This is a genomic window from Rhodanobacter sp. FDAARGOS 1247, assembly GCF_016889805.1.
In the GTDB taxonomy this organism is placed as follows: domain Bacteria; phylum Pseudomonadota; class Gammaproteobacteria; order Xanthomonadales; family Rhodanobacteraceae; genus Rhodanobacter.
Genome location: NZ_CP069535.1, coordinates 453,384 through 478,902, shown reverse-complemented (window position 1 = coordinate 478,902; position 25,519 = coordinate 453,384). Strand labels below are relative to the sequence as shown.

At 67.9% G+C, this 25,519-nt stretch carries 23 protein-coding genes; 16 read left to right on the top strand and 7 right to left on the bottom strand.

Annotated features, from left to right (window positions below):
* Nucleotides 1-2 precede the first annotated feature (2 nt).
* The 3 genes from I6J77_RS01985 to I6J77_RS01975 all read left to right on the top strand — a co-directional run bounded on the left by I6J77_RS01985 (nt 3) and on the right by I6J77_RS01975 (nt 2,341).
* On the top strand, nt 3-500 hold the full coding sequence (locus I6J77_RS01985; protein ID WP_204110373.1) for a hypothetical protein: 498 nt from the start codon (nt 3-5) through the stop codon (nt 498-500).
* Between the two features lie 166 nt (nt 501-666).
* A complete protein-coding gene (gene mutM / locus I6J77_RS01980; protein WP_204110372.1) occupies nt 667-1,494 on the top strand; it encodes a bifunctional DNA-formamidopyrimidine glycosylase/DNA-(apurinic or apyrimidinic site) lyase in 828 nt (275 codons plus the stop codon).
* Nucleotides 1,495-1,741: 247 nt separating this feature from the next.
* Complete coding sequence (locus tag I6J77_RS01975; protein ID WP_204110371.1) at nt 1,742-2,341, top strand: nitroreductase family protein; 600 nt, start codon at nt 1,742-1,744, stop codon at nt 2,339-2,341.
* A 144-nt stretch (nt 2,342-2,485) separates the two neighbouring features.
* Here the strand turns inward: I6J77_RS01975 and I6J77_RS01970 are convergent, their stop codons facing one another.
* The 3 genes from I6J77_RS01970 to I6J77_RS01960 all read right to left on the bottom strand — a co-directional run bounded on the left by I6J77_RS01970 (nt 2,486) and on the right by I6J77_RS01960 (nt 5,405).
* Nucleotides 2,486-3,256, bottom strand: coding sequence for a hypothetical protein (locus I6J77_RS01970; protein ID WP_204110370.1), 771 nt, complete (start codon nt 3,254-3,256; stop codon nt 2,486-2,488).
* A 22-nt stretch (nt 3,257-3,278) separates the two neighbouring features.
* Nucleotides 3,279-3,911 carry a thymidine kinase gene (locus I6J77_RS01965; RefSeq protein WP_204110369.1) on the bottom strand — a complete coding sequence of 211 codons (633 nt, stop codon included), beginning with the start codon at nt 3,909-3,911 and terminating at the stop codon, nt 3,279-3,281.
* A gap of 150 nt (nt 3,912-4,061) precedes the next feature.
* Nucleotides 4,062-5,405: an NAD(P)/FAD-dependent oxidoreductase gene (locus tag I6J77_RS01960; protein WP_204110368.1), complete on the bottom strand. Its 1,344-nt coding sequence runs from the start codon at nt 5,403-5,405 to the stop codon at nt 4,062-4,064.
* 104 nt (nt 5,406-5,509) lie between these two features.
* Here I6J77_RS01960 and I6J77_RS01955 point away from each other — a divergent pair, with 104 nt between their 5' ends.
* A complete protein-coding gene (locus tag I6J77_RS01955) occupies nt 5,510-7,492 on the top strand; it encodes a UvrD-helicase domain-containing protein (protein ID WP_204110367.1) in 1,983 nt (660 codons plus the stop codon).
* A 36-nt stretch (nt 7,493-7,528) separates the two neighbouring features.
* Here the strand turns inward: I6J77_RS01955 and I6J77_RS01950 are convergent, their stop codons facing one another.
* Nucleotides 7,529-8,560, bottom strand: coding sequence for an AI-2E family transporter (locus tag I6J77_RS01950; protein ID WP_056716042.1), 1,032 nt, complete (start codon nt 8,558-8,560; stop codon nt 7,529-7,531).
* Between the two features lie 138 nt (nt 8,561-8,698).
* On the opposite strand from I6J77_RS01950, the gene I6J77_RS01945 reads away from it, so the two are divergent.
* The 5 genes from I6J77_RS01945 (at nt 8,699) to I6J77_RS01925 (ending at nt 15,045) form a co-directional block, all read left to right on the top strand.
* On the top strand, nt 8,699-9,595 hold the full coding sequence (locus I6J77_RS01945; RefSeq protein WP_204110366.1) for a 5'-nucleotidase, lipoprotein e(P4) family: 897 nt from the start codon (nt 8,699-8,701) through the stop codon (nt 9,593-9,595).
* A 294-nt stretch (nt 9,596-9,889) separates the two neighbouring features.
* Entirely contained in the window at nt 9,890-10,819 is a 930-nt protein-coding gene (locus tag I6J77_RS01940; RefSeq protein WP_204110365.1) for a hypothetical protein, read from the top strand.
* Nucleotides 10,820-10,850: 31 nt separating this feature from the next.
* Nucleotides 10,851-13,499, top strand: coding sequence for a glycerol-3-phosphate 1-O-acyltransferase PlsB (plsB, locus tag I6J77_RS01935; RefSeq protein ID WP_204110364.1), 2,649 nt, complete (start codon nt 10,851-10,853; stop codon nt 13,497-13,499).
* A 28-nt stretch (nt 13,500-13,527) separates the two neighbouring features.
* Nucleotides 13,528-14,295 (top strand): bifunctional demethylmenaquinone methyltransferase/2-methoxy-6-polyprenyl-1,4-benzoquinol methylase UbiE, encoded by a 768-nt coding sequence (gene ubiE, locus I6J77_RS01930; protein ID WP_204110363.1) that lies wholly within the window; start codon nt 13,528-13,530, stop codon nt 14,293-14,295.
* 39 nt (nt 14,296-14,334) lie between these two features.
* Nucleotides 14,335-15,045, top strand: coding sequence for a TMEM175 family protein (locus I6J77_RS01925; protein ID WP_204110362.1), 711 nt, complete (start codon nt 14,335-14,337; stop codon nt 15,043-15,045).
* Between the two features lie 105 nt (nt 15,046-15,150).
* Here I6J77_RS01925 and I6J77_RS01920 read toward each other — a convergent pair whose 3' ends face one another.
* Entirely contained in the window at nt 15,151-17,373 is a 2,223-nt protein-coding gene (locus tag I6J77_RS01920; protein ID WP_204110361.1) for a reprolysin-like metallopeptidase, read from the bottom strand.
* Between the two features lie 286 nt (nt 17,374-17,659).
* Here I6J77_RS01920 and I6J77_RS01915 point away from each other — a divergent pair, with 286 nt between their 5' ends.
* The gene (locus I6J77_RS01915) at nt 17,660-17,926 is read left to right on the top strand and encodes a DUF2249 domain-containing protein (RefSeq protein ID WP_204110360.1); all 267 of its coding nucleotides are present in this window, start codon (nt 17,660-17,662) and stop codon (nt 17,924-17,926) included.
* Nucleotides 17,926-18,540 carry a hypothetical protein gene (locus I6J77_RS01910; protein WP_204110359.1) on the top strand — a complete coding sequence of 205 codons (615 nt, stop codon included), beginning with the start codon at nt 17,926-17,928 and terminating at the stop codon, nt 18,538-18,540. The genes I6J77_RS01915 and I6J77_RS01910 overlap by 1 nt, the downstream gene beginning before the upstream one ends.
* Before the next feature lie 14 nt (nt 18,541-18,554).
* Here the strand turns inward: I6J77_RS01910 and I6J77_RS01905 are convergent, their stop codons facing one another.
* A complete protein-coding gene (locus I6J77_RS01905; RefSeq protein WP_204110358.1) occupies nt 18,555-19,253 on the bottom strand; it encodes a glutathione S-transferase family protein in 699 nt (232 codons plus the stop codon).
* 21 nt (nt 19,254-19,274) lie between these two features.
* Nucleotides 19,275-20,192: a DMT family transporter gene (locus I6J77_RS01900; protein ID WP_204110357.1), complete on the bottom strand. Its 918-nt coding sequence runs from the start codon at nt 20,190-20,192 to the stop codon at nt 19,275-19,277.
* A 140-nt stretch (nt 20,193-20,332) separates the two neighbouring features.
* Here I6J77_RS01900 and I6J77_RS01895 point away from each other — a divergent pair, with 140 nt between their 5' ends.
* The 5 genes from I6J77_RS01895 to I6J77_RS01875 all read left to right on the top strand — a co-directional run bounded on the left by I6J77_RS01895 (nt 20,333) and on the right by I6J77_RS01875 (nt 25,497).
* Nucleotides 20,333-20,827 carry an Lrp/AsnC family transcriptional regulator gene (locus I6J77_RS01895; RefSeq protein WP_204110356.1) on the top strand — a complete coding sequence of 165 codons (495 nt, stop codon included), beginning with the start codon at nt 20,333-20,335 and terminating at the stop codon, nt 20,825-20,827.
* A gap of 22 nt (nt 20,828-20,849) precedes the next feature.
* The gene (acpA, locus tag I6J77_RS01890) at nt 20,850-22,547 is read left to right on the top strand and encodes an acid phosphatase (RefSeq protein WP_204110355.1); all 1,698 of its coding nucleotides are present in this window, start codon (nt 20,850-20,852) and stop codon (nt 22,545-22,547) included.
* A gap of 186 nt (nt 22,548-22,733) precedes the next feature.
* Entirely contained in the window at nt 22,734-23,687 is a 954-nt protein-coding gene (gene pip, locus I6J77_RS01885) for a prolyl aminopeptidase (protein WP_204110354.1), read from the top strand.
* 44 nt (nt 23,688-23,731) lie between these two features.
* Nucleotides 23,732-25,024 (top strand): NAD(P)H-binding protein, encoded by a 1,293-nt coding sequence (locus I6J77_RS01880; protein WP_204110353.1) that lies wholly within the window; start codon nt 23,732-23,734, stop codon nt 25,022-25,024.
* Complete coding sequence (locus tag I6J77_RS01875; protein ID WP_204110352.1) at nt 25,021-25,497, top strand: DUF2269 domain-containing protein; 477 nt, start codon at nt 25,021-25,023, stop codon at nt 25,495-25,497. Before I6J77_RS01880 ends, I6J77_RS01875 begins: the two co-directional genes overlap by 4 nt.
* Nucleotides 25,498-25,519 lie beyond the last annotated feature (22 nt).

Genomic DNA, 25,519 nt, shown 5'->3' with positions numbered 1-25,519 from the left:
CGATGAAGCGCGCGCAGCGTGGCAAGCTGTTCCTGGTGTTGGGCGTGCTGGTCCTGCTCGTCTTGGCCGGTTGGCAACTGCAGCGTGACGCCAGCCGGGAAACCGGCCCGCTGACCACGCTGGACCCGGCGACCATCACGCAGATCAGCCTCACCCTGCCGGGCGCCACCCCGCTGGATTACCGCAAGCACGACGACGGCCACTGGTGGCGCACTGACGGCACGCCCGGCCGCATCGCCAACGACGACCGCCTCGACGATCTCGCCGGCATCGCCGCCGCCCATGTGCTGAGCTGGCGCCCGGCCAGCGATTTCGATCCGGCGAAGATCGGCCTGCAGCCGCCCCGTGCGGTGCTGGTGCTGGATGGCGAAAAGCTCGAGTTCGGTGAAAGCTCGGTCACCGGACCGCAGCATTACGTGCGCGTGGGCGATCGGGTGGCCTTGGTGTCGTCGCGCTACATGCCGCGATCGCCGGCCATCGCCGTGACCGAGCTGCACTGAGAGGTTGTGAGCTTCAACCTCTCAGGCCGGCCACGGATGGCCGGGCGCGAATCAATCATGTAAATGACTGATTCATGTGAGCACGTCCGGGCGTGCACCGGACGTGCGATAGAGGTAAACCACAGGAAGTGGTTTTCTTCACAAACTCTGAGCCACCGGATCGAACGTGCCCGAACTGCCCGAAGTCGAAACCACCCGTCGCGGCATCGCACCGTACCTGATCGGCCGGCGCGTGACCGGGGTGACCCTGCGTCGTCCCGACCTGCGCTGGCCGATTCCGCCGGAGATCAGCGCCGTGCTGCCCGGCCAGCGCATCGACGCGGTGGAACGCCGGGCGAAATACCTGCTGCTGCACACCGCAGCCGGCAGCGCGCTGCTGCACCTGGGCATGACCGGCGTGCTGCGCGTGCTGCCACCGGACGCGCCCATCGGCAAGCACGATCACGTGGACATCGCGCTGGAACGCACGACGGCACAGGCGCCGCGCATCCTGCGCTTCACCGACCCGCGCCGCTTCGGCTGCCTGCTGTGGCAGGCGCCCGGCGAGACCCACGAACTGCTGGCGAAGCTGGGGCCGGAACCGTTGACCGACGCGTTCGACGGCGACCTGATGTGGCACCTGTCGCGCGGACGCACGGCAGCGGTGAAGCTGTTCCTGATGGACAACGCCGTCGTGGTGGGCGTGGGCAACATCTACGCCAGCGAGGCGCTGTTCTACGCCGGCATCGATCCTCGGCTCGCCGCGGGCAAGGTCTCACGGGCACGCTACGCACGACTGGCCGCCGAGTTGAAACGCCTGCTGGCCTGGGCCATCGAACGCGGCGGCACCACCTTGCGCGACTTCATTAGCCCCGACGGCGCACCCGGCTATTTCTTCCGCGAGCTGATGGTCTATGGCCGCGCCGGCGAACCCTGCCGGGTGTGCAACACGCCGATCCGCCAGGTCACCCTGGGCCAGCGCTCGACGTTCTGGTGCCCGCACTGCCAGCGCTGAAGCAGGCCGGTACCCGTCCGCCCATTGTTTCTTTATGGAAACAGACTAACCACGAGCCGCCGGCTAGCCAGGCCGATTTTCGGGCCTAACATGTTCGCCATGGATCGCGAAACGCAGCGATGAAGGCGACAAAGCGGAACTATTCCGTGGCCACAAGGGACAACACGGCCATCCGGCACTGTTTCCGTAACAAGCCTTCTCCAATCCGCGATTCCCATGCATTGACCCCATTGCCCGAGGAATCCCCATGAACAGCACCCTGATCGAATCGCTCAAGCAGCGCCGCACCCAGTACGCGCTGGGCAAGAACGTGTCGCTGGACAAGGACGCGCTGACCCAGCGCATCAAGGAAGCCATCCGGCATACGCCGTCGTCGTTCAATTCGCAGAGTTCGCGCGCCGTGATCCTGTTCGGCGAGCAGAGCGAGAAGTTCTGGGCGCTGACCAAGGCCGAGCTGAGCAAGATCGTGCCGGCCGACGCCTTCGCCCCCACCGCCGCCAAGCTCGACAGCTTCGCCGCCGGCGTCGGCACGGTGCTGTTCTATGAGGACCAGTCGGTGGTGAAGGGTCTGCAGGAGCAGTTCGCCCTGTATGCGGACAACTTCCCGGTGTGGTCCGAGCAGGCCGGTGGCATGGCCCAGTTCGCCGTGTGGCTGGCGCTGACCGAGGCCGGCGTGGGCGCCAGCCTGCAGCACTACAACCCGGTGGCGGACGAGGCGACTCGCCAGGAATGGAGCGTGCCGGCGACGTGGAAACTGCGCGCGCAGATGCCGTTCGGTTCGCACGAAGGCAGCTTCGGCGAGAAGGCCTTCATGGACGACAGCCAGCGTTTCATCGTCAAGGGCTGAGAGGTTGTGAGCTGGCTCGGCCACGGATGGCCGGTCGCGGATCGGTCACGCGAGCGAATGATTCGCAGTCTCTCATCCGTCGGACTGGCGAAAAAAAGGGCGACACTTCGGTGTCGCCCTTTGTCGTTGCGGCCGTGGCGGCGCTTACTGCGGCCAGTGGAACGCGATGTGGGTGTTGTTGAAATCCGGATCGTCGAGGCTGCCGCCGGGTTGCGCGACCAGGCCTTCGGCCAGGCCGTCGACCTCCAGTTCCTGGCCGGCGGCGAAGTTCGCGCCCAGCGACAACAGTTCCACCAGTCGTTCGCACAGCACGCCGGCGCGATCGATGTCGCCCTCGGGCACGTTGTGCAGGCTGAGGTCGGGACGGCCGAACTTGCGCATGCCGCGGGTGTGTATCCACGACCGATCGGCTGCTTCCTCGCCGCTGCGCAGGATCAGCACGTGGTTGCGCGGCGGCGCGCCATCCTTCACCAGGTAGTGGCGGCGCCAGTGGTCGGCGTCGAACAGGGTGAGGATCTGCGGATCGAGAACCGCCGTGCCGCCCACGTCGAGCATGCCGGCCAGCACGCCCAGCGTGTCGCGCAGGTAATCCAGGGTGTCCGCGTCCTTGAGCACGCCGCGCACCACCAGCACCTCGGGCGCGATGCGTGCGTTCTCGTACGCCGCCGGCGTGTCTTCCCTGATCAGCTGGCCCAGTGCGCCATTCAGCGGATAGCCTTCCCACTGCCGCAGCACCGCGTTCTGGAAACGCTGGATCTCGACACCTTCGGGCAGGCCCGGGCTGCCGTAGCGGGGCGACGGGATCAGCAACTCGGGCTCGAACTTGCCGAACACGTAGAACTGCAGCACGGCCTCTTCTTCGCCAGGCTGCCAGTACGGCCGCGGCCAGCTGACGGCGGGGGTGACTTCGCTCATGCAGATTCCTTGTTGGTCCGTTTCATTCGCGCTCGCCCAGCGGCAGCACGGTCTGCTGCAACTCGATGCGGCCGTCGCCCGCGCTGATCTTCTTGAACTCGGCGCGGCTTACCGAGACATAGCGGTCGTTGCCGCCGATCTCAACCTGCGGGCCGTCGGTGACGGCACGGCCGTGCTCATCCACGCGCACCACCATGGTCGCCTTGCGGCCGGTGTGGCAGATCGTCTTGATCTCTTCCAGGTTGTCGGCCCAGGCCAGCAGGTAGCGGCTGCCCTCGAACAGCTCGCCGCGGAAATCGGTGCGCAGGCCGTAGGCCAGCACCGGGATGTTCAGCCGGTCGACCACGTCGCTGATCTGCCACACCTGCGCCTTGCTGAGGAACTGCGCCTCGTCGACGAACACGCAGTTCAGCGCACCTCGCGCGGCGATGTCCGCCTCGACCAGGGCGAACAGGTCCTCGTCATTGCTGAAACGACGCGCGTTCGCCTTCAGGCCGATGCGGGAGGCGACCACGCCCTCGCCGAAACGGTTGTCCAGCGCCGGCGTGAGGATCAGCGTGCGCATGCCGCGCTCGTGATAGTTGTAGGCGCTCTGCAGCAGCGTGGTGGTCTTGCCGGCGTTCATCGCCGAGTAATAGAAATAGAGCTTGGCCATGGGTGCCGGGATTGGAGAATGGGAACGGGGAACAGGGAACGGCAGGAGCAGCGCCGAGGCCAGACCACGCCGCCCAGTTTCTCACAGACGCCGGACTGCCAGAGCCGCCGTCCGACCGTTCCCCGTTCCCCGTTCCCCGTTCCCCGTTCCCTAATCCCGATCCAAAGGCGTATTGCCACCCGTGAACCGCAAGCGCGCCTGCGCCAGCCGATACCTGTGCTCGTCACGCCAGCGGCGCCAGTCGCGCAGCCCGCAGATCGCGTAGACCAGCTTGAACAGCTGCAGGCGCCGCAGCACCTTCGGCGTGTCGAACAGGTCGCCGGCCAGCATCGAGATCACGCCCTGCTCCAGCTGCCAGGTGTTGCGGGGCTGGCGGAACATCTGCTGCATCACCGGGCCGTTGAAGCGGTAGATGAAGAACGAGAAGCGGGCCATGCCGGCGCGCTGGCGCTTTTCCAGCTTGCGCAGCAGCGACAGCTCGCGCGACGGCTGGCGCAACGCCTGGTCAACCACCTCCACCGCCTGCTCGGCGCCGCTCATCGCCAGGTACACGCCGGAGGAAAACACCGGGTCGAGGAAGGCGAACGCGTCGCCGACCAGGATCCAGCCCGGCCCGCCCATGCAGGTGGAGTCGTAGGAGTAGTTGCCGGTGACGCGCACCTGGTTGTCGACCAGCTCGGCATGCTGCAGGCGCGCCCACAGCGCCGGGCTGAGCTTCAAGGTATCGAGCAGGAAGTCGACGCTGCGGCCCTTGCGCTGCTTCAGATACTCCGGCCGGCACACCGCGCCCACGCTCATCACGCCATCGGGCAGCGGGATCATCCACATCCAGCCGTAGCCGAAGCTGTAGATGCTGATGTTGCCCGCGTCTTCGCCGGCGCGCGTTTCGGCGCCGCGGAAGTGGCCGAAGATCGCCGCGCTCTGGTGCTGGTCGTTCTTGCGGCGCAGCTTCTTCTTCGAAGACAGCAAGGCATCGCGACCGCTGGCGTCGACCACGTAGCGGGCCTGGATCGCGTAGTTGTCGCCCTGGTCGGTCTGCACGTCCAGCCAGCTCTCGCGGGCGCCGCGCTGCTCGACCTGCACCACCTCGTGGCCCTCGCGCGCATCGGCGCCGGATTCGCGGGCGTGGTCGTAGAGCATCTTGTCGAAATCCTGCCGCCACACCTGGTACGCATGTGGCGGGCTCTGCCCGATCGCGCGGGCGAACGCGTAGGTGTTGTAGCCGCGTTCGTTGTCCGCCTCGAAATCGGCGCCGGGCTTGAACACGCCCATCGCGCGCACCTTGTGCAGCACGCCGAGGCGCTCGAACACCGGCAGGTTCATCGGCAGCAGCGACTCGCCGATATGGAAACGCGGGTGATGCGCCTTTTCCAGCGCGATCACCTTGTAGCCCTTGCGCGCCAGCAGCGTCGCCGCGGTGCTGCCGCCCGGGCCGCCACCGATCACCACCACGTCGCACTGTTCCACCTGCTGCTCTGCCTGCTGCTCCGCCATGCCTCTCCCCAGCGACTGTCGTGGGCGGATTATGGCCGAAGCGCGGCGGCGCGCCAGCGAGGCTCTGCTAACATCGGCCTCCGCATCACGCACTGTTCCGATCCATGCTCAACCCCCAACAACAGGCCGCCGTCGAACACTGCGAGGGGCCGCTGCTCGTGCTGGCCGGCGCCGGTTCCGGCAAGACCAGCGTGATCACCCAGAAGATCGCGTACCTGATCCAGCGCCGCAAGCTCAGTGCGCACAAGATCGCCGCCATCACCTTCACCAACAAGGCCGCGAAGGAGATGCGCGAGCGCGTGGCGAAGCTGGTCAGCAGCGAGGACGCCGCCGCGCTCACCGTGAGCACCTTCCACGCGCTGGGCCTGAAATTCCTGCAGATCGAGCACGCGCGCGCCGGCCTGCGCCGCGGCTTCTCGGTGCTGGACGCAGACGACAGCGGCGGCATCGTCAAGGAGCTGGCGCCCAAGGGCGTGAAGAACGACGTGCTGTTCGGCATCCGCAACCTGCTCAGCCGCGCCAAGAATGGCGGCCTGTCGCCGGAGGAAGCGCTGGCCGCCGCGCGCAGCCCGCGCGAGATCGAGGCCGCCACCATCTACGACCTGTACCAGCAGCGCCTGAGCGCATTCAACGCAGTGGATTTCGACGACCTGATCCGGCTGCCGCTGCGCATCATGGAGTCCGACGCCGAATGCCGCGAGGCGTGGCGCGAACGTTTCCGCTACCTGCTGGTGGACGAATACCAGGACACCAATGACGCGCAGTACCGCCTGCTGAAGGCGCTGACCGGCGAGCGCGGCGGGATCACCTGCGTGGGCGACGACGACCAGTCGATCTACGCCTGGCGCGGCGCCAACCCGGAGAACATCGACCAGCTCGGCCGCGACTGGCCCAACCTGCGCGTGATCAAGCTGGAGCAGAACTACCGCTGCGGCAAGCGCATCCTGCGCACGGCCAACAAGCTGATCGCCAACAACCCGCACCTGCACGAAAAGAAGCTGTGGAGCGAGCACCCCGAAGGCGCGCCGATCCGCGTGCTGGAATGCAAGGAAGCCGAACACGAGGCCGAGCGCGTGGCCGCGATCGCCACCACCCTGGCCGAGAAACACAAGGCGCGCTGGGACGACATGGCGATCCTGTACCGGGGCAACTTCCAGGCGCGGCCGCTGGAAAAGGCACTGCGCCTGGCGCGGATTCCCTACCACCTCACCGGCGCGCTGAGTTTCCTCGACCGCGCCGAGGTGAAGGACATCCTGTGCTACCTGCGCCTGCTGACCAATCCCAGCGACGACGCCGCCTTCCTGCGCGTGGTGAACGTGCCCAAACGCGAGATCGGCGCGACCACGCTGGAGAAGCTGGGCCAGCTTGCGCAGTCGCGCCACTCGTCCCTGCTCGACGCCACCCGCAGCGACGGCGTGCTGCGCCAGCTCACCCCGCGCCCGGCCGCGGCGCTGGCCTCGTTCGCCAACCTGCTGGACGAACTGCGCAGCGCCTCGCTGCACGAGAACGCCGCCGACCTGGTCGAGCTGATCCTGAAGCGCACCGGCTACGCCGCGCAGATCATCGCCGGCACGCCCGACGCCAGCGCGCGCGATCGCAAGCTGGGCAACCTGCAGGAACTGGCCGGCTGGTTCCGCGCGATGCAGAAAGGCGGCAACACGGCGGGCGACCTCGCCTCGCAACTGGCCCTGCTCAGCCACGCCGATCGCGACGAGCCGGGCAACGCGGTGCGCATGATGACGATGCACGCGGCCAAGGGCCTGGAGTTCCGCTTCGTCTTCATCGTCGGCTGCGAAGACGGCACCCTGCCGCACGAGGGCGCGATCGACGAAGGCCGCGTCGAGGAAGAGCGCCGGCTGATGTACGTGGGCATCACCCGCGCCAAGGAGCTGCTGACGCTGTCGTGGTGCGCACAGACCAAACGCTACGGCGAGGTCCACCGCAACCAGCCCAGCCGCTTCCTGCACGAACTGCCGCAGGAGGACCTGCACTGGCAGGGCAAGGACCCCGAAGCGGACAAGGAAGTGACCCGCGAAACCGCCGAGTCGCACATGGCGCGGATCAAGGCGATGCTGGCCGGCGGGTGAGTCGGGATCCGGGATTCACCCCGGCATCGCCCGCGGTTACAGCAGGTTCTCCGCTTCCAGCTCGCTCTTCAGGTAGGCGTAGTAGATCGGCGCGGCGATCACTCCGGGCAGGCCGAACGCGGCTTCCATCAGCAGCATGGCCACCAGCAGCTCCCAGGCGCGGGCGCGGATCTGCGTGCCCACGATGCGCGCGTTGAGGAAGTATTCCAGCTTGTGGATCAGGATCAGGAACACCAGCGCGGCGATGCCCACGCCCAGCGACACGGACAGTCCCGCCACCGCGATCGCGGTGTTGGAGATCAGGTTGCCCAGCACCGGCAGCAGGCCGACCACGAAGGTCACCACCACCAGGGTCTTGGCCAGCGGCACGTGGATGCCCATCAACGGCAGCACGCCGAGCAGGAAGATCGCGGTGAACACGGTGTTGATCAGCGAGATCTTGATCTGGGCGAACACGATGTTGTGGAAGGCCTCGGCCAGGCGCTGGCAACGCTGGCTCAGCGCGGCGGACAACGGCCCCATCTGATGCGCGGGACGGGTGCGGCTGAGCGCCACGATCGCGCCTAGCACCAGGCCGATGATGATGTGGACGAACACCCGCACCGCGCCCTTGCCGGCCAGTTGCAGGGTCGCCGCATGCTTGCGCGCCAGCTCGATCGCGCCCACGCGCAGGTCGTCCACGCTGTCGGGCAGGTTGTTCACCAGCAGCGGCGGCAGCTGCGCGCGGGCCTTTTCCACCAGCGGCATCAGCTGCTGCTGCCACAACAGCTGCGGGTTGCCGATCTCGTTGTGGAACAGGCTGATCGCACCCAGGATCAGCAGGATCAGCAGGCCCACCACCACCGCGCCCAGCACCGCCACCACCACCACGCGGGCGCGATCGCCAGAGATGCGCCGGCCCAGCAGCGGCACCATCGCCTGGACCAGTTCGAACACCAGCAGGCCGGCCAGCAGCGCCGGCAGCAAGTGGATTTCGATGACCAGCAGCAGGGCCGCCGCGGTCAGCAGGTAGCTCGCGTAACGGATGGCCGGCGAAGGCGCGCGCGAGGCGGGCAGGGAAGAATCCATGCGGATGAAGTCGTGGCGGTGGGGACGCCAGTCTGTCAGCAGGCCGCCGCCGCGGCCAGCCCCGCCATGCGACTGTCGTAGACTCCGTTCATGCTGTCCTACCGCACCAGCTCCAGTTCGTCTTGCCAAGGATTCCCCATGTCACTGCGTCTTCCCTCGACCCTGCTCGCGTTCGCCCTGCTGGCCGGTTGCGCCGCCGCGCCCACGCAGCACGCGGCCGTCACGCCGCCTGCAGCGCCGGTGCCTGTCGCCACGGCGACGGTCGCCGCCAACGACAACCTCAATGCGGTGGCGTGGAGCCAGCACGCGATCGAACATGACCTGATCTACCTGCAGACTTACCGCGACGCACAGTCGCGCCTGCTGGCCGCGCTGCATGACCGCCACTGGGATGCGCTGGGCCGCAACGATCGCATCACGCCGCTGAAGGGCCTCAAGCCCGCCGTGATCCTGGACATCGACGAAACCGTGCTGGACAACTCGCCGTCTGCCGCCCGCATGATCCAGGGCAACCGCGAATACAACGAGGCCGAATGGGCCGCCTGGTGCCGCGAGGCCATCGCCCGCGCCCTGCCCGGCGCCGTCGAGTTCACCCAGTTTGCGGCGAAGCACGGGATCGCGGTGATCTACATCTCCAACCGCGCGAAGGACCTGGACCAGGTCACCCTGGCCAACCTGCGCAAGGCCGGCCTGCCGGTTGCCGGCCCGGAATCGTTCCTGGGCCTGGGCACCGTGGTCGAGGGCTGCGAACAGGCCGGCTCGGAGAAGGGTTGCCGCCGCCAGCTGGTGGCCCGGCACTATCGCGTGCTGATGCAGTTCGGCGACCAGATCGGCGACTTCGTCGACGTGCCGCTGAACACGCTCGACGGCCGGCGCAAGGCGGTGGCCGACTACCTGCCGTGGATCGGCACGCGCTGGTTCGTGCTGCCCAACCCCACCTACGGCTCGTGGGAACCGGCGCTGTTCGGCAACGACTGGTCCGCTTCGCCCGAACAGCGTCGCCAGAAGAAGATCGAAGCCTTGCGCACGCATTGAATTTCATTTTTAAATCAATAACTTGTAGAACAAAAGAAAAGTGTTGCCTCAGCTTTGACGAATCGTTAATATCTCGCTGCCGACACCTGCTGACCGAAGTGCTTTGCAGGCAAGGCCATTTCCCTTCCGGCTCTGCCGGATTTCCCCGCGAGGCCAGCGCCCGCGGGGTTTTCTTTTGGCGGCTTCGCAAAAACCTGCAGCCGCGCTTGTCTCGACCTTGTCACGGCCCTTACCCTGCGCGCCTACCCGTCAGGCGGCGCATCCGCGCCCGCTCCCCACGCGAGAACCGATTCGATGCGCCTGCCCGTCCTGCGTCACGCCCTGCTGCCCCTCATCGCCACCCTGCTGCTGGCCAGCTGCCACGGCAGGGACGAGCCGGCACAGGCCGGCGGCAGCACGCCGGAAGCGGCACTGCAGTCGTCGGTGGACCTGCTCCGCAGCGGTGACATCAACGGGCTGTGGAGGCACCTGCTGCCGCCGGCCGACTACGCCAACATGCGCGCGGACTGGACCCTGCAACAGCGCCACGCCCAGCCGGACAGCGCCGCGCAGCGCGCCCGCTTCAGCGAAACCCTGCGCAAGCTGACGGCCCCGGACGCGGAGAACACGCTGTATGCGGAGCTGCAGCCGAAACTTACGCAGATGCAGCAGCAGTACCAGGACCAGCTGCCGGTGCTGATCAGCGTGGGCGAGGCGCTCCTGAAGCGTTCCATCGCGCGGAGCCCGAGCCTGGGCGAGACGCAGAAAGCCCAGCTCGGCAGCGTGCTGGACACCTTGCTGCCGTGGGCGCAGCAGGCCCCGTGGTTCGACGCGGCCCATGCGAAGCAGGCGATCGGCGTGGCCGTGGCCACCGCGCGCAAGCTGGACATCAAGGATGCCGACCAGCTGCGCAGCCTGGATTTCGACGCCACCATGACCAGGTACGCGACTGGCTACGCGGGCGCCAAGCAGCTGCTGGCGATCTACGGCCTGTCGATCGATCAGACGCTGGACTCGGTCCGCCTCACCCCGCTGACGAACGGCAACGGCCACGCCGTGGTGAAGATCGACTACACCCTGCTCGGCAAGCCGCTGTCCGCCGAAGCGAAAATGGTCGAGGAAAACGGTCGCTGGTACAACGAGGAACTGCTCGAGAATGCCCGCCGCTCGCACGCCCGGCTGCAGCAGCAAGTGGCCCTGGCCGGCACGGTCGCCGCCGCGGCCAGCCCCGTAACGAAAGACTGATCCGCCCAACCGTTAGAATAGGCGGATGCCCATGATCACGACCGCGGACGCTCCTGCCCGCCAACCCGCTCCCTGGTGGTTCAACCTCGCCGGCCAGCTGCTGCAGCCCTGGGTGCGCATCCGCCGCGATCCGGCCGAACCGGCGACCCTGCTGCAGGCCGGCGTGCCGGTCTGCTACGTGATCGAGCGTGACGGCTTTTCCGACGCCCTGATCCTGCAGCGCGCCTGCCGCGAGGCCGGCCTGCCCAGCCCGATGCAGGCACTGTCCGGCACCCGCCGGCGCCGCTCGGTGTTCGCGCTGACCCGCCGCGACGGCTGGCTCTTCGGACGCAACCGCAAGCGCGCCGCCAGCGAGCCGCTGCGCCAGCTGGTGCATTCGCTGGAAGGCCGGCCCGAACTCGACGTGCAGATCGTGCCGGTGTCGATCTACGTCGGCCGCGCGCCCAGCCGCGACAGCGGCTGGTTCCGCGTGCTGTTCTCGGAAAACTGGGTGATGGTGGGCCGCTTCGGACGCCTGCTTGCGCTGCTGCTGAACGGACGCGACACCGTGGTGCACTTCTCCGCGCCGGTATCGCTGCGGCAGATGCTGGACGAGTCCGGCACGATCGCGCCGGAGCGTTTCGCGCGCAAGGTCGCCCGGGTGCTGCGCACCCATTTCCATCGCATCCGTGCGGCGGTGATCGGCCCCGACCTGTCGCACAAGCGCACCGTGGTCGACGCGGTGCTGAACGCCGAACCGGTGCGCGCGGCGATCGCCGCTGCCGCCGCCAAGGAAAAGATCAGCCACGCCAAGGCCTGGCGCAAGGCGCACAAGCTGCTGCTGGAAATCGCCGCCGACTATTCGCATCCGGTGGTGCGCTCGGCCTCGTTCCTGCTCAGCAACTTCTGGAACAAGCTGTACGACGGCATCGCGATGCACCACTTCGACAAGGCCCGCGCCGCCGCGCCCGGCCACGAAGTGATCTACGTGCCCTGCCACCGCAGCCACGCCGACTACCTGCTGATGAGCTACCAGCTGCACGTGTCCGGCGTGGTGGTGCCGCACATCGCGGCCGGCGTGAACCTCAACCTGCCGGTGATCGGGCCGATCCTGCGCCGCGGCGGCGCGTTCTTCCTGCGCCGCAGCTTCAAGGGCAACGCGCTGTATTCGGTGGTGTTCAACGAGTACGTGGCGCAGCTGATCGATCGCGGCGTGCCGATGGAATACTTCATCGAGGGCGGTCGCTCGCGCACCGGCCGCCTGCTGGCGCCGCGCGCCGGCATGCTGGTGATGACGGTGCGCGCGTTCCTGCGCGCGCCGCGCCGGCCGGTGCTGTTCCAGCCGGTCTACATCGGCTATGAAAAGTTGATGGAGGGCAAGTCCTACGCCGGCGAACTGAGCGGCCAGGCAAAGGAGAAGGAGTCGCTGATCGGCCTGCTGCGCGGCCTCAAGGTGCTGCGCCAGCGCTATGGCCATGTAGCGCTGAACTTCGGCGAGCCGATCGAACTGACCCCGTTGCTCGACGCCGCCAGCAGCGACTGGCGCGCCGCCGGCGCCGATCCCGACGTCAAGCCCGAATGGCTGAACAGCGTCACCGACCGGCTGGCCGAACAGATCCAGATCAACATCAACCGCGCCGCCGACGTCAACCCGATCAACCTGCTGGCGCTGGCCCTTCTGGCCACGCCCAAGCACGCGATGGCCGAGGCCGACCTGCTGACCCAGCTGGAACTGGGCAAGGCGATGCTGGAAGAACTGCCGTACTCGGACCGGGTCACGCTGACGCCGATGAATCCGGCCGCGATCATCGCCTACGGCGAACAGATGGGCTGGATCCAGCGCGTGCAGCATCCGCTGGGCGACGTGCTGACGGTGAGCGCCGAACAGGCGGTGCTGCTCAGCTACTTCCGCAACAACGTGCTGCATCTCAATGCCACCGCGGCGTGGGTGGCCTGCTGCTTCCTCAACAACCGCCGCATGTCGCGCGCCTCGGTGCTGCGGCTGGGCCAGATCATCTACCCGTTCATCCAGGGCGAGCTGTTCCTGCCGTGGGACGCGGACGGCTTCGTGGCACAGCTGGAAGCGACCATCGACTTCTTCGTGCGCCGCGGCCTGCTTGAGTCCACCAACGACGGCCGCAGCCTCGAACGCAGCCCGGGCCAGGACGACGGCGCGTTCCAGCTCAAGGTGATCGCCCGCAGCCTGATCCAGGCGTTCGAGCGCTACTACATCACCATCGCCGCACTGGCCAAGAACGGTCCGCACACGATGAGCGGCGGCGAACTGGAAAGCGCCTGCACGCTGACCGCGCAGCGGCTGTCCCTGCTCAACGAACTGAGCGCGCCGGAGTTCTTCGACAAGGCGCTGTTCCGCGGCTTCATCCAGAAGCTGCGCGAGCGGCGCATCGTGTGGACCGATGCCGACGGCAAGCTCGATTACGACAGCGCGCTGGAAGGCATGGTGCGCGATGCGCGGGTGATCCTGTCGCGCGAAGTGCGCCATTCGATCCTGAAGATCACCCCCGGCGGCGAGCGCGAAACGGCCACTGACGAACCGCTCGCTGCCGTGCCCGCGCCGGCCATGGCGCTGCCCGACGACGCCTCCGCCGCCGATCTGCACCAGCGCCACGTCGACGCCGAGCAGCACGAACACGAACGACGCAGCGGCGACGATCGTCGCGGCCCCACTCCCGACGCCTGACGACGGCGTTCCTGTAGCATTGCCGGCCATGAACGAACAGCCCAAGACCACGCCCGAATCGACCACCCACTTCGGCTTCCGCGACGTGCCCGTGGGCGACAAGCAGAAGCTGGTCGGCCAGGTGTTCACCTCGGTCGCACGCAGCTACGACCTGATGAACGACCTGATGTCGTTCGGCACGCACCGGCTGTGGAAGCGCCACTTCGTGGCCACCAGCGGCGTGCGCCGGGGCGACCGGGTGCTCGACCTGGCCGGCGGCACCGGCGACATCGCCGCGCTCCTCAAGCCGGTCGTGGGCGACCAGGGCGACATCGTGGTGGGCGACATCAACGCGGCCATGCTCGGCGTCGGCCGCGACCGCATGACCGACCGCGGCCTGGTTTCCGGCCTGCGCTGGGCCCAGCTCAACGCCGAGGCGCTGCCGTTCCCCGACAACAGCTTCGACGCGGTGACCATGGCCTTCGGCCTGCGCAACGTCACCGACAAGGACAAGGCGCTGGCCGACATCTGCCGCGTGCTGAAACCCGGCGGCCGCGCCCTGGTGCTGGAATTTTCGAAGGTGCAGAGCGAGCTGTTCGGCAAGCTCTACGACTTCCACTCGTTCAGGATCCTGCCGAAGCTCGGCCAGCTGTTCGCCGGCGACGCCGACAGCTACCAGTACCTGGCCGAGTCGATCCGCAAGCATCCCGACCAGGCAACCCTGAAAGGCATGATGGAGCGCGCCGGCTTCGGCCGCGTCGAGGTGCGCAACCTCACCAACGGCGTCGTGGCGATCCACCGCGCATACAAGTTCTGAGCCAGATATCGACCGTACCGTCCCCAGGGCCGTCGCCGCATGAGCAGCAACAACCACCAGCTGGAACGCCTGGTCTTCTTCTCCGACGCGGTGTTCGCGATCGCGATCACCCTGCTGGTGATCGAAATCCATGTACCGCGACTGGGCCTGGCCAGCGATCGGGTTTTCCTCGCGGAACTCACCACGCTGGGACCAAGCATCTTCGGCTTCGTGCTCAGCTTTCTGGTGATCGGTGCCTTGTGGGCGGCACACCACCGCGTATTCGGCATGATCTGTGGCTACAGCCCCGGCGTCATGCTTCCCAATCTGCTGATGCTGCTGGTGATCGCGTTCATGCCGTTCGCCACCGCGCTGATGAGTTCGAACCCGCTGTCGCGCGTGCCGGAAATGTTCTATTCCGCCACGCTGTTGCTGGCAGCGCTGCTCCAGCGCTGGCTGTTCGGCCGTGCGCTGCGTTCGGGCTTCCTGCATGACGACATCAGCCCCGTGGACGTGGCCGGGGCATTGGGACGGGCGTGGGGCTTGCCGGTAGCGGCGGCAATGTCGCTGGGGCTGGCATGGTTCTGGGAAGGACAGAACAACTTCGTGCTGCTGACGATTCCCCTGCTGACCCGACTGTTCGCCCGCATCGCCCGCGCCCGTGCGCAGAAGGCCACCCGGCAGGCCGCCGCCAACGTCGCGAAACCGCCGGCCCCGACGGAGCCAGCCGGCGAATCCGCCGGCACCAGCGTGCCCGGCTCGGCGACATAGCGCCTTCCTCGTCGCCTTGCCTTCCAGCCTCGCCGCCCATGCCATTCCGGGCGCATGCGACAGGCCGGAACGCAGACGGTCGCGCCGCTGCGACCTTTCCTCGCTTCAGGGCGTCGCCATGTCCGCGTCGGTCACGCCCTTGCGATTGATCGCCTTCCAGCCGCCCGTCGAGTAGCTTCCGGCCGCCTGTACGTCGAAGGTGTTGCCATTGCCGAGCCAGGCATACAGCACTCGCGAAGCATTGCCCCACATGATGTCGACCACGCCGTTGCCGTCAAAGTCGCCGGTGGCCAGCACGTCGTAAGCCGCATTGACCGTGAAGCTCTTCGCTCCCTTCCTGCTGGCGCCATTCATCGTCCAGTAGGCGAACGTGCCCTGGCTCTGGTTGTACCAGAGCAGGTCGTCCTTGCCGTCGCCGTCGACATCACCGGTGCCTTTCAGCTTCCAGCCACCGGCGTTGTAGGAACCGAAGGCATTGATCGAGAACGTGCTGCCATTGCCCAGCCACACATACATCGTGCGTTGCGCGTTGCCCCACAGGACGTCGACCAGCCCGTCACCGTTGAAATCACCGACGCCCAGAACACGGTAGGCCTTGTTGACGTCGATGCTGCGCGCCGACTTCCTGCCGGGACCGTCCATCAGCCAGTAGGCGAGCGTGCCCTGCACCTGGTTGTGCCAGACCAGATCGTCCTTGCCGTCGCCGTCGACATCGCCGATGCCGGCCAGATACCAGTCATTGCTGTTGTAAGTGCCGAAGCTGCTGGCGACATAGTCGCTCTTGCCGGCATTCCGACCGCCAAGCCAGATGGTCATGCGACGACTGCTGTCGGCCCACAACAAGTCGACGAAGCCGTCGCCATTGAAATCGCCGGTACCAAGCAGCCGCAGCGAGGTGCTGACTGACTGGTTGCGATAGCCATCGTGGACTGCCCCAAGCATCGGCCAATACACCATCCGGCCATCGTTCGGGTTGTGCCAGAGCAGGTCGGAGGTGGTGTCGCCGTCGGCGTTGAATGGCGCGATCCGGTTGTGCCGGAAGCCCCCGATGAGCCAGTCGGTCTGCCGCAGCGCGCGCGCGTTGTCAGCCTGATCCTGCACGCCGCAGGGGAAATTCTGGCAGATCGTCAGCTGCGGGCTGGAGAACACCTGGGTCGAATCCTGCCCCGCGTCCTCGTAGGCCATGATGGTGCCGAAGCCGCCCGAGCCGACCGTCTTCTTGTAACCGTAGGCATACGGATAGGCGCCGGTGCCGTCGGCGTTGTCCACGTCATGGGCCAGGCCCATGTTGTGGCCAAGTTCGTGGGTAAAGGACTTGTCTTCGCAGTAGTAACCGCTCTCGTCGGAACCGTCGCTCACCACCGAAAAGCCATAGCCGGCGGAGAAATCGTAGTAGTCGGTGATCGAGGTTCCGTCGCCGCCACTGAGCCAGCCATTGCCGCAGCTGCCATCCCGTGCGTTGTCGAAATGACGCAACAGCGCGACGAGATCGGCACCGTAGCGGTCGCGCAGCGCATGCAACGGCTCCAGGGCCGTGGTGCCGCCGACCGTGGTCAGGTCGTCCAGTGCCTGCTCGTTGGACGTGGAGGCGGTGTAGTCGACGGGGACCGCGCGCGCCAGCCGCACGCGCATGTCGACCTGGCTGTTTGCATAGGCCTGGTTGGCGTAGCTGATCAGGTAATGGATGCGGGTCAGCACGTTGTCGGTGGAACCCAGCTGCTGGACCATGTCCGGTGTGTAGGCCACCAGCACGTCGACCAGGGTGGTGCCGGTCGGCGGGGAGGTTGGCGGGCTGATCGCCGCCTGCTGTGCCGCCAGACTCATTCCTGCGGTCGCGAACGATGCCTTTCGCGCGTCGCGTGGAGGAATCCGCGCATCGTTGCGGCCCGGTCCCAATGCATGCTGGCGCAGTCGCGACTGCGCCGCCGGCGCCATCAACCAGCTGCCCGTGCGATCCGTGTAGATGCGCAAGGAGGCGCCGGTGGCCTGCGGGATATTGCCGAAACTGGCATGCGCGCCGAAGGTCAGCACCACCGACTGCGGACCATGCTGCGTATCGACACTGCCGATCCAGGTCCAGTCGCCATTGGGAAAGGTTTCATGCCGTACGTAGCGGACATAGCTGCGTCCGCCCGCCGGATTGTCCAGCCACAGGCCACCAGTCTGCATCGCGGCAAGCGCGGCGTTTTCATCAAGCACCACAGGTGTCCTGGCCGGGCTCACCATGGCCGCCCGGGCGGGCGTGGTGTCCAGCCGCAACAGGGGCGGACTCGTTGCATGGGCGGCCGGAAGCACCAGCGCCAGTAATCCAAGATAGCCAAGACGCATCTTGCGAACTCCATTCCTTCGTCAGTGGTGTCACGGGCAGGCTCGTCCGGGCCACCTCGGCGCGATGCGTCGGGCGCTGCACGGGCAGGCGGGATCTTTGCGGGAATATACGCCTCGACAGCCGCGGTTTCCGCTCATGCCGTCGCGAATCCGGAAGCAAATCATCGCAGATGCGGGCATCAGCCGGCAGCGGCCTCAACCGGGACCGGGATCGTCCTGATCCAGATCAGTGGCCTGCCGCGACGCGCGGCGTATGTTGGGCTCCCTTTCCCGACGAGCCCGCCCCATGTCCAGCGACATCATTGCCGAACAGAACACCCACCTTTTCGACGCGCGCGGGGTGGCCCGCCGCTTTCGCCATTCGGCGATCTTCGGCGCGATCGGCGCGCTGCGTTCGGGCGAGACGATGCGCTTCGTCAACGACCACGATCCGATTCCGTTGATCGCCCAGTTGCGCGAACGCCTCGGCGACAACCTCAGCGTGACCTACCGCCAGCGCGACGCGGACGCCGTGGTGATCGATTTCGGCATCACCGGCCTGCCGGTGGAGTGATGCGCTATCCGCCCTTCTTCGACGAGGCGCCGGCGATCACCGTGCGCGATCCGCTGGCGGACCTGCTTGGCGCGGCCGACGACGGCCTGATCGACTACCGCTACATCGACGCCGTGCGGCTGGCCGGCCACTCCTGTCCCACCGTGGCCGGCGCCTGGCTGATGGCGCGTGCCGCGTTGCGCGCGCTCTATCCCGATGGCCCCGCCGAACGCGGCGGCGTCAGCGTGGAAATGGCGGGCGCGGAAGACGAGGGCGTCAACGGCGTGATCGGCCAGGTGTTCACCCTGGTCACCGGCGCCGCCGCAGCCAACGGCTTCCACGGCATTGCCGGCCGCTTCGCCCGGCATTCGCTGTTGCACTTCTCCACGCCTGACGCAGGTGCGGGCCTGCGGGTGCATCGACGCGACAACGGAAAGAGCGTGTCGGTGGCGCTGGATCTCGGCGATGTCCCCGCGCCGGCCAGCCTGCGCCCGCTGCTGGGGGCGGCGCTCGATCCGCAGGCCACGCCGGAACAGCGCGCGGCCTTCGGCCAGGCGTGGCAGGAACGGGTGAAGTGCCTGCTGCTGGAGCATGCCGACGATCCCGCCGTCGTTCGCGTGACGCGGCTGAACTGAGCGCGCGGCGCGCCTCAGCTCGCCGGCGCGCGCAGGTCCTGCCAGACCGTGCCCGACTGCCGCGCCTCGCGCTCGTGTTCCTCGTCGCGCCAGCTCTCCTGCAGCGCGGCGTCATACCAGCGGCGCATGCCGGGCAGCGCCAGCAGCCGTTGCGCATAGTCCGAGGATGGCGCGCCAAGCTGCAGGCCGTAGCTCTGGATGCGGAAGGCCACCGGCGCGAAGAACGCATCGACGGCACCGAACTTCGCGCCGGCCAGGAACGGCCCGCCAAACCGGGCCAGCCCTTCGCTCCACAATTCATCGATGCGTGCGATGTCGCCCTGCAGCGCCGCCGGCAGCTCGTCGGGCAGGCGGATGCGCAGGCCGCAGTTCATGCCGCACTGGTTGCGCAGGGCCGCGAAGCCCGCGTGCATCTCCGCGGCGGCGCAACGCGCCCAGGCGCGTGCGTCCGGATCGGACGGCCATACGTCCATATGACGTTCGGCCAGGTATTCGGCGATCGCCAGCGAATCCCACACCACGCGCTCACCGTCGTGCAGGCACGGCACCTTGCCGCTGGGCGAGAACGCGCGGAACGCCTGCCAGCTGGCGCCATTGCCCTGGGCAAACGTCACCAGGTGTTCTTCGAACGGAATGCCCAGCTCGCTGAGCAGCAGCCACGGCCGCAACGACCACGACGAATAGTTCTTGTTGGCGATGTGCAGCTGGTACATGTGGCAGTCCTCCCGGGTCAGTCAGTTCTGTTCGCAGGTTTCGATCGGCGGCGCGACCCGCACGGGCCGCCGCCGTGCGTTGGCCAGCACCACGCCGCCGATGGTGACCGCGCCGCCCACCAGGATCAGCGCGTTCGGCACCTCGCGCAGCCACAGCCAGCCGATCAGCAGCGCGATCGGCGGCGACAGGTAGATGAAGCTGCTGACCTGCGAAGCCGAGGCACGGTTCACCGCCATGTTCCAGGCCAGGTAGCCGATGAAGGTGGGCGCGATGCCCAGCCACAGCAGCGCGCCGATGTGCGACCACGACGCGGCCACCAGCGCCTGCGGCAGATGCCAGCCGAACGGCAGCGCGCCGAGCGTGCCGGCGAACATCGCGAACGCGGTGACGCCGACCATGCTGCTGCGGGCGAACAGCGCCTTCTGGCCCACGAAGAAGATCGCCGAGACGGCGACGCACACCAGCACCAGCAAGGCGTGCGGGTCCACCTCCACCCGCTGCCCACTGGCCAGCACCACCAGCACCGTGCCGAGCAGGGCCAGCGCCAGGCCGATCCAGGTGCGCAGGGTCAGGCGCTCGCCGATCCAGAACGCCGACACCGCCGCGGTGGCCGCGGGCACCAGCGAGATCAGGATCGAGGCGGTGCCGCTGGCGATCCGCGTCTCGGCGTAGTTCAGGCACAGGTGATAGACGGTGAGGCCGAGCACGCCGAGCAACGCCAGTTGCGGCCAGTCACGCGGCGCCGGCAGGGGCACCCGCTTCACCCACAGCAGGACGGCGAAACACAGCGAGCCGGTCAGCAGCCGCGCAAAGGCCACCTCGCCCGGGGTGAACGAGGGCAACGCATAGGCGATCGCGGCATACGCCGACGACCAGGTGAGCAGGGCGATCGCGATGGCCAGCAGCGCGCGGCCATCGAGGCGGTCAACGGTACCCATGGGGACGCATTCCTGAAACGGGGAAGTGCGCATCCTAGTCTTGCCGGTCGCGCCGAGGAATAATGCACCGAAGCGTTTTCACGCTGTTTCGCCAGCGATCGAATTCATCGATACCTGATCCTGCCTTGGAATCGAAAGTCATGGAATCAAAGCCCGAACTGGACGCGAAGGACTGGCAGCTGCTCGAAGCGCTGCAGCAGGATGCGCGCCTGGGTTACGCCGAGCTGGGCCGCAAGGTGCGGCTGTCCGCACCGGCGGTCGCCGAGCGGGTGAAGCGGCTGGAGGAGGCCGGCGTGATCAGCGGCTACCGCGCCACGGTGAACCCCCGGCGGCTGGGCTACGGCATCAGCGCGATGATCCGCCTGCGTTGCGACGGCGTCACCTGCGCGCGCATCGGCGCACTGGTGGAGGACATCCCCGAGGTGCTTGAGTGTCGCCGCCTGGCCGGCGAGGATTCCGCCCTGCTGCACGTGGTGGCGATGTCGATCGGCCACCTGGAATCGGTGCTCGACCGCTTGCTCAAGACCGGCGCCAGCAACAGCACCACCACCCTGATCGTGCTGCAGACGCCGCACGAACACCGCCCGCTGACCCGCGCGATGTGGAACGCCGCACTCGCCGCGTCACGCGACTGACCCTCTCCCCTGCGACCATCCCATGACCGACAAGCCCACCACCCCGCCCCCTTCGACCACCACCGACGCGCCCACCGATCCGCAACGCCGCCGCCTGCTCGGCGGCCTCGCGATGGCCGGTGCCGCGCTCGGCGTGAGCGGCTGCCAGCCGTTCGGCGAGCGCCGCGCAGCCACGGCGCCGGGCGCAGGCGACGCGGCACTCGATGCGCAGCTGCGCCAGCACATCCATCACGTGGTGGTGCTGTACGCCGAGAACCGCAGCTTCAACAACCTGTTCGCGAACTTCCCCGGGCTGGCGCAACCGCTGCAGGCGCTCGACTCGCCCGCCTACCGCCAGCGCGATCGCGATGGTCGATTGCTCGACGAATTGCCGCCGGTATGGGGTGGCCTGGCGCCACACGCGCAGACCGTCGACGGCCGCCACTACCAGATCGGGGAAGACGCGATCCGCGGCCTGCCCAACCGCCCGTTCGTCCTGCGCACGCCCGAGGGCGACGCACTGCCGCACGGCGTGATCACCCGCGACCTGGTGCACCGCTTCTACGAGAACCAGCTGCAGATCAACGGCGGCAGGAACGACGGCTTCGTGGCCTGGGGCAACACCGGCGCGATGACGATGGGCCACTACGGCGACGGCGCGGCCAACCTGCGGCTGTGGAAGCTCGCCGAACAATTCACCCTGTGCGACAACTTCTTCATGGGCGCGTTCGGCGGTTCCTTCCTCAACCATCAATACCTGGCCGCCGCGCAGCCGCCGTATTTCCCGCACGCCGACCGGCACCCGGCGAAAATCCAGATCGCCACCGTCGAAGGCGACGACCCGACCGGCCTCCAGCGCGTGATGGCCGAGGATTCCCCTGCCAGCGCGATGCAGGGTCGGCCGGAGTTCGCCTCGCGCGATGCACTGACGCCGGACTTCTGGGCGGTCAACACGATGGGGCCGGCCTACGCGCCCGCCTTCAGCCACGACAAGCGCGACCCGCGCTTCGCCGATCCGGACAGCCACAACACCTTGCCACCGCAGGTGCACGCCAGTATCGGCGATGCGCTGTCCGACGCCGGCGTCGACTGGGCCTGGTACGCCGGCGGCTGGCAGCTGGCGCTGGACGGCCATGGCGACGGCGACCACAAGGCGTTCCCGGAAATACCGAACTTCCAGATCCACCACCAGCCGCTCAACTACTTCCGCAGCTTCGCGCCGGGCACGCCGGCACGCGCGCAGCACCTGCGCGACGCCGGCGTGGGCAACCGCGCCGACAGCAACCACTTCATCGCCGCGATCGAAGCCGGCACGCTGCCGCCGGTGTCGTTCTACAAACCCCAGGGCGACCTCAACATGCACGCGGGCTACTCCAGCGTGGATGCCGGCGACGAACACCTGGCGCAGGTGGTAGCGGCGCTGCAGAAAAGTCCGCTGTGGCCGAACATGCTGGTGGTGGTCACCGTGGACGAGAACGGCGGCTGGTGGGATCACGTGGCGCCGCCGAAAGGCGATCGCTGGGGACCGGGTTCGCGCATCCCCGCGATCATCGTGTCGCCCCACGCGAAGAAGGGATTCGTCGACCACACCCTCTACGACACCGGCTCGATCCTGCGCTTCCTCACCCGCCGCTTCGGCCTCAAGCAACTGCCCGGCCTGAAACTGCGCGACGCCTCGATGATCGCCGCCGGCGGCCCACCACCCGGCGACCTCACCGCGGCGCTGCAGTTCGACGCCTGAGCCCCTCCCGGCCTCCCCCTGCAGGCAGGGGGAGGAGCAGAGCGAGCCACCCGAAACTCCATCGCCACCGGGATACCCTCCCCTGCTCCGCAGGGGAGGGCAGGGGTGGGGTCCACGCCGCGTCGAACTTCATCGAAGCCGATTTCCCCGTAAGCTGCACCTTTCCAGCGACACGCCAAGATCACCATGCGCGACTTCTACCCCGCCATCGAGCCCTACCAGACCCATCGCCTCGCCGTCGACGCGATCCACACCCTGCACGTCGAGGAATGCGGCAACCCTGACGGCTTGCCGGTGGTGTTCCTGCACGGCGGCCCCGGTGCCGGCCTGTCCGCCTATCACCGTCGCTTCTTCGACCCGGCGCGCTACCGCATCGTGCTGTTCGACCAGCGCGGCGCCGGGCAATCCACGCCGTTCGCCGAACTCACCGACAACACCACCTGGCACCTGGTCGCCGACATCGAGACGATCCGCGAACACCTAGGCATCGAGCGCTGGGTGGTGTTCGGCGGCTCGTGGGGTTCCACCCTGGCGCTGGCCTATGCGCAGACGCATCCGGAGCGCGTGCTCGGCCTGGTGCTGCGCGGGATCTTCCTCGGCCGCGAACCGGAACTGCGCTGGTTCAACGAAGTCGATGGCGGCGCTTCGCAGATCTTCCCCGAACGCTGGGCGCGCTTCCTCGCCTTCATTCCCGAAGCCGAGCGCGACTCGATGCTGGAAGCGTACTGGCGCCGGCTCACCAGCAATGACGAGGCGACCCGGCTTGCCGCAGCACAGGCGTGGAGCGCATGGGAAGGCGGCAGCACCACCTTGCTGCACGATCCCCACGGCGGTGGCGACTTCGAGGACCCGCACAAGGCGGTCAGCCTGGCGATCATGGAAGCGCACTACTTCCGCCACCGCATCTTCCTCGAACCGAACCAGCTGCTGCGCGACATCGAGCGCATCCGGCACATCCCCGCCACCATCGTGCACGGCCGCTACGACATCATCTGCCCGATGACGAGCGCATACGACCTCAGCCAGGCCTGGCCCGAGGCGGACCTGCACGTGGTGCTGGCCGGCCACAGCGCCGCCGACCCGGCGATCGTCGACCAGCTGGTGCAGGCGACGGATCGGCTGGCCGACCGCTACGCCTGAAGCGCACCGTCATCGTTCTCCGCAAGGCAAACCAGGGAGTGTCCATGCGCGTGCTGGTCACCGGCGCCTACGGCTTCATCGGCGCGCACATCGTGGCGGCGCTGGTCGCTGCCGGACATGACGTCGTCTGCGCCGTGCGCGGCGCGCGCCTCGACACGCGTTTCCCCAGACTCGACGCGATCGCCTGCGACATGGCCCGCGACGTGCGCAGCGAGGACTGGCTGCCCCGCCTCGCCGGTATCGAGGCGGTGGTCAACTGTGCAGGCATCCTGCGCGAGCGCGGCGCCGACGGTTACGCGGCGGTGCACGAGCAGGCGCCGCAGGCCCTGTTCCGCGCCTGCGTGCAGGCCGGCGTGCGACGGGTGATCCAGGTCTCCGCACTGGGCGATCCCGCCGACGGCGAGTTCATCGCCTCCAAGCATCGTGCCGATGCGGCGCTGGCCACTCTGGAACTGGACTGGCTGGTGCTGCGCCCGTCGCTGGTCTACAGCGCACATGGCTCGTACGGCGGCAGTTCGCTGCTGCGTGCGCAGGCCGGGCTGCCCGGCCTGCTGCCCCTACCCGGCCGCGGCGCGCAGCCGCTGCAGCCGATCGCCGCCGAAGACGTCGGCCTGGCCGTCGTCGCGGCGCTGACCCGGCCGCAAGTCGCCCGCGAGATGCTCGAACTGGTCGGCCCCGAGGTGCTGACCCTGCGCGACTACCTGCTGGCCTGGCGACGCTGGCTCGGCTTCGGGCACGCGTACGCGCTCGCCGTGCCAATGCCGCTGGTGCGAATGGCCTGCGCGCTGGGCGAACATCTCGGCAACGGCCCGCTCGGCAACACCATCGGGCGCATGCTGGAACGCGGCAACGTGGGCACCGTCGATGCCGTCGCCCGCCTGCGCGAGCGCCTCGGCCTGCAGCCACGAACGCTGCAACGCGCGCTGGCCGAAGCGTCCAGCCACGTGCAGGACCGCTGGCATGCGCGGTTGTACTTCTGCCTGCCGCTGCTGCGCGTGTCGATGGCCTTGCTGTGGATCGGTTCGGGCGTGGTCGGCTGGCTGACCCCGGCAACCGACGTGGTGGCCGCCGCGCCCGGCAGTTCACTCGCGGCCGGCAGCCTGCTCGCGCTGGCGCACATCACCGCCAGCGCCGACCTGCTGCTGGGCACGCTGTGCCTGCTGCGCTGGCGGCCGCATCTCGTGCTGGGCCTGATGCTGGCGATGCTGCTCGGCTACACCTTCGGCATCGGCATCGCCTGGCCCGTCCACTGGCTGGACCCGTTCGGCGGCCTGCTGAAGAACCTGCCGCTGATCGCGGCACTGGCGCTGTTGCTGGCGACGGAAGAACGCCGATGAATGCCTACGTGCTGCTGAAAACCGTGCACATCCTCTCCTCCACCCTGCTGTTCGGCACCGGACTGGGCACCGCCTTCTTCATGTGGTTCACCCACCGCAGCGGCCAGCTCCCCGCCATCGCGGTGGCCACGCGGCTGACCGTACGCGCGGACTTCCTGTTCACCACCCCGGCGGTGATCGTGCAGCCGCTGTCCGGCTACCTGCTGATGCGCCTGATGGGTTTCGACCTGCACACGCCGTGGCTGCAGGCCGCCATCGCGCTATACCTGCTGGCCGGCGCCTGCTGGCTGCCGGTGGTCTGGCTGCAATGGCGCGCGCGCAACCTCGCCGCCGCCGCACTGCGCAACGGCACCGCCCTGCCGCCGACCTACCATCGCTGCATGCGCACCTGGTTTGCGCTGGGCTGGCCGGCCTTCCTCGCCGTGATCGCCACGTTCTGGTTGATGGTGGCGAAGCCGACGCTGTGGGGTTGATGCGGCCAGCATTCGCAGCGCA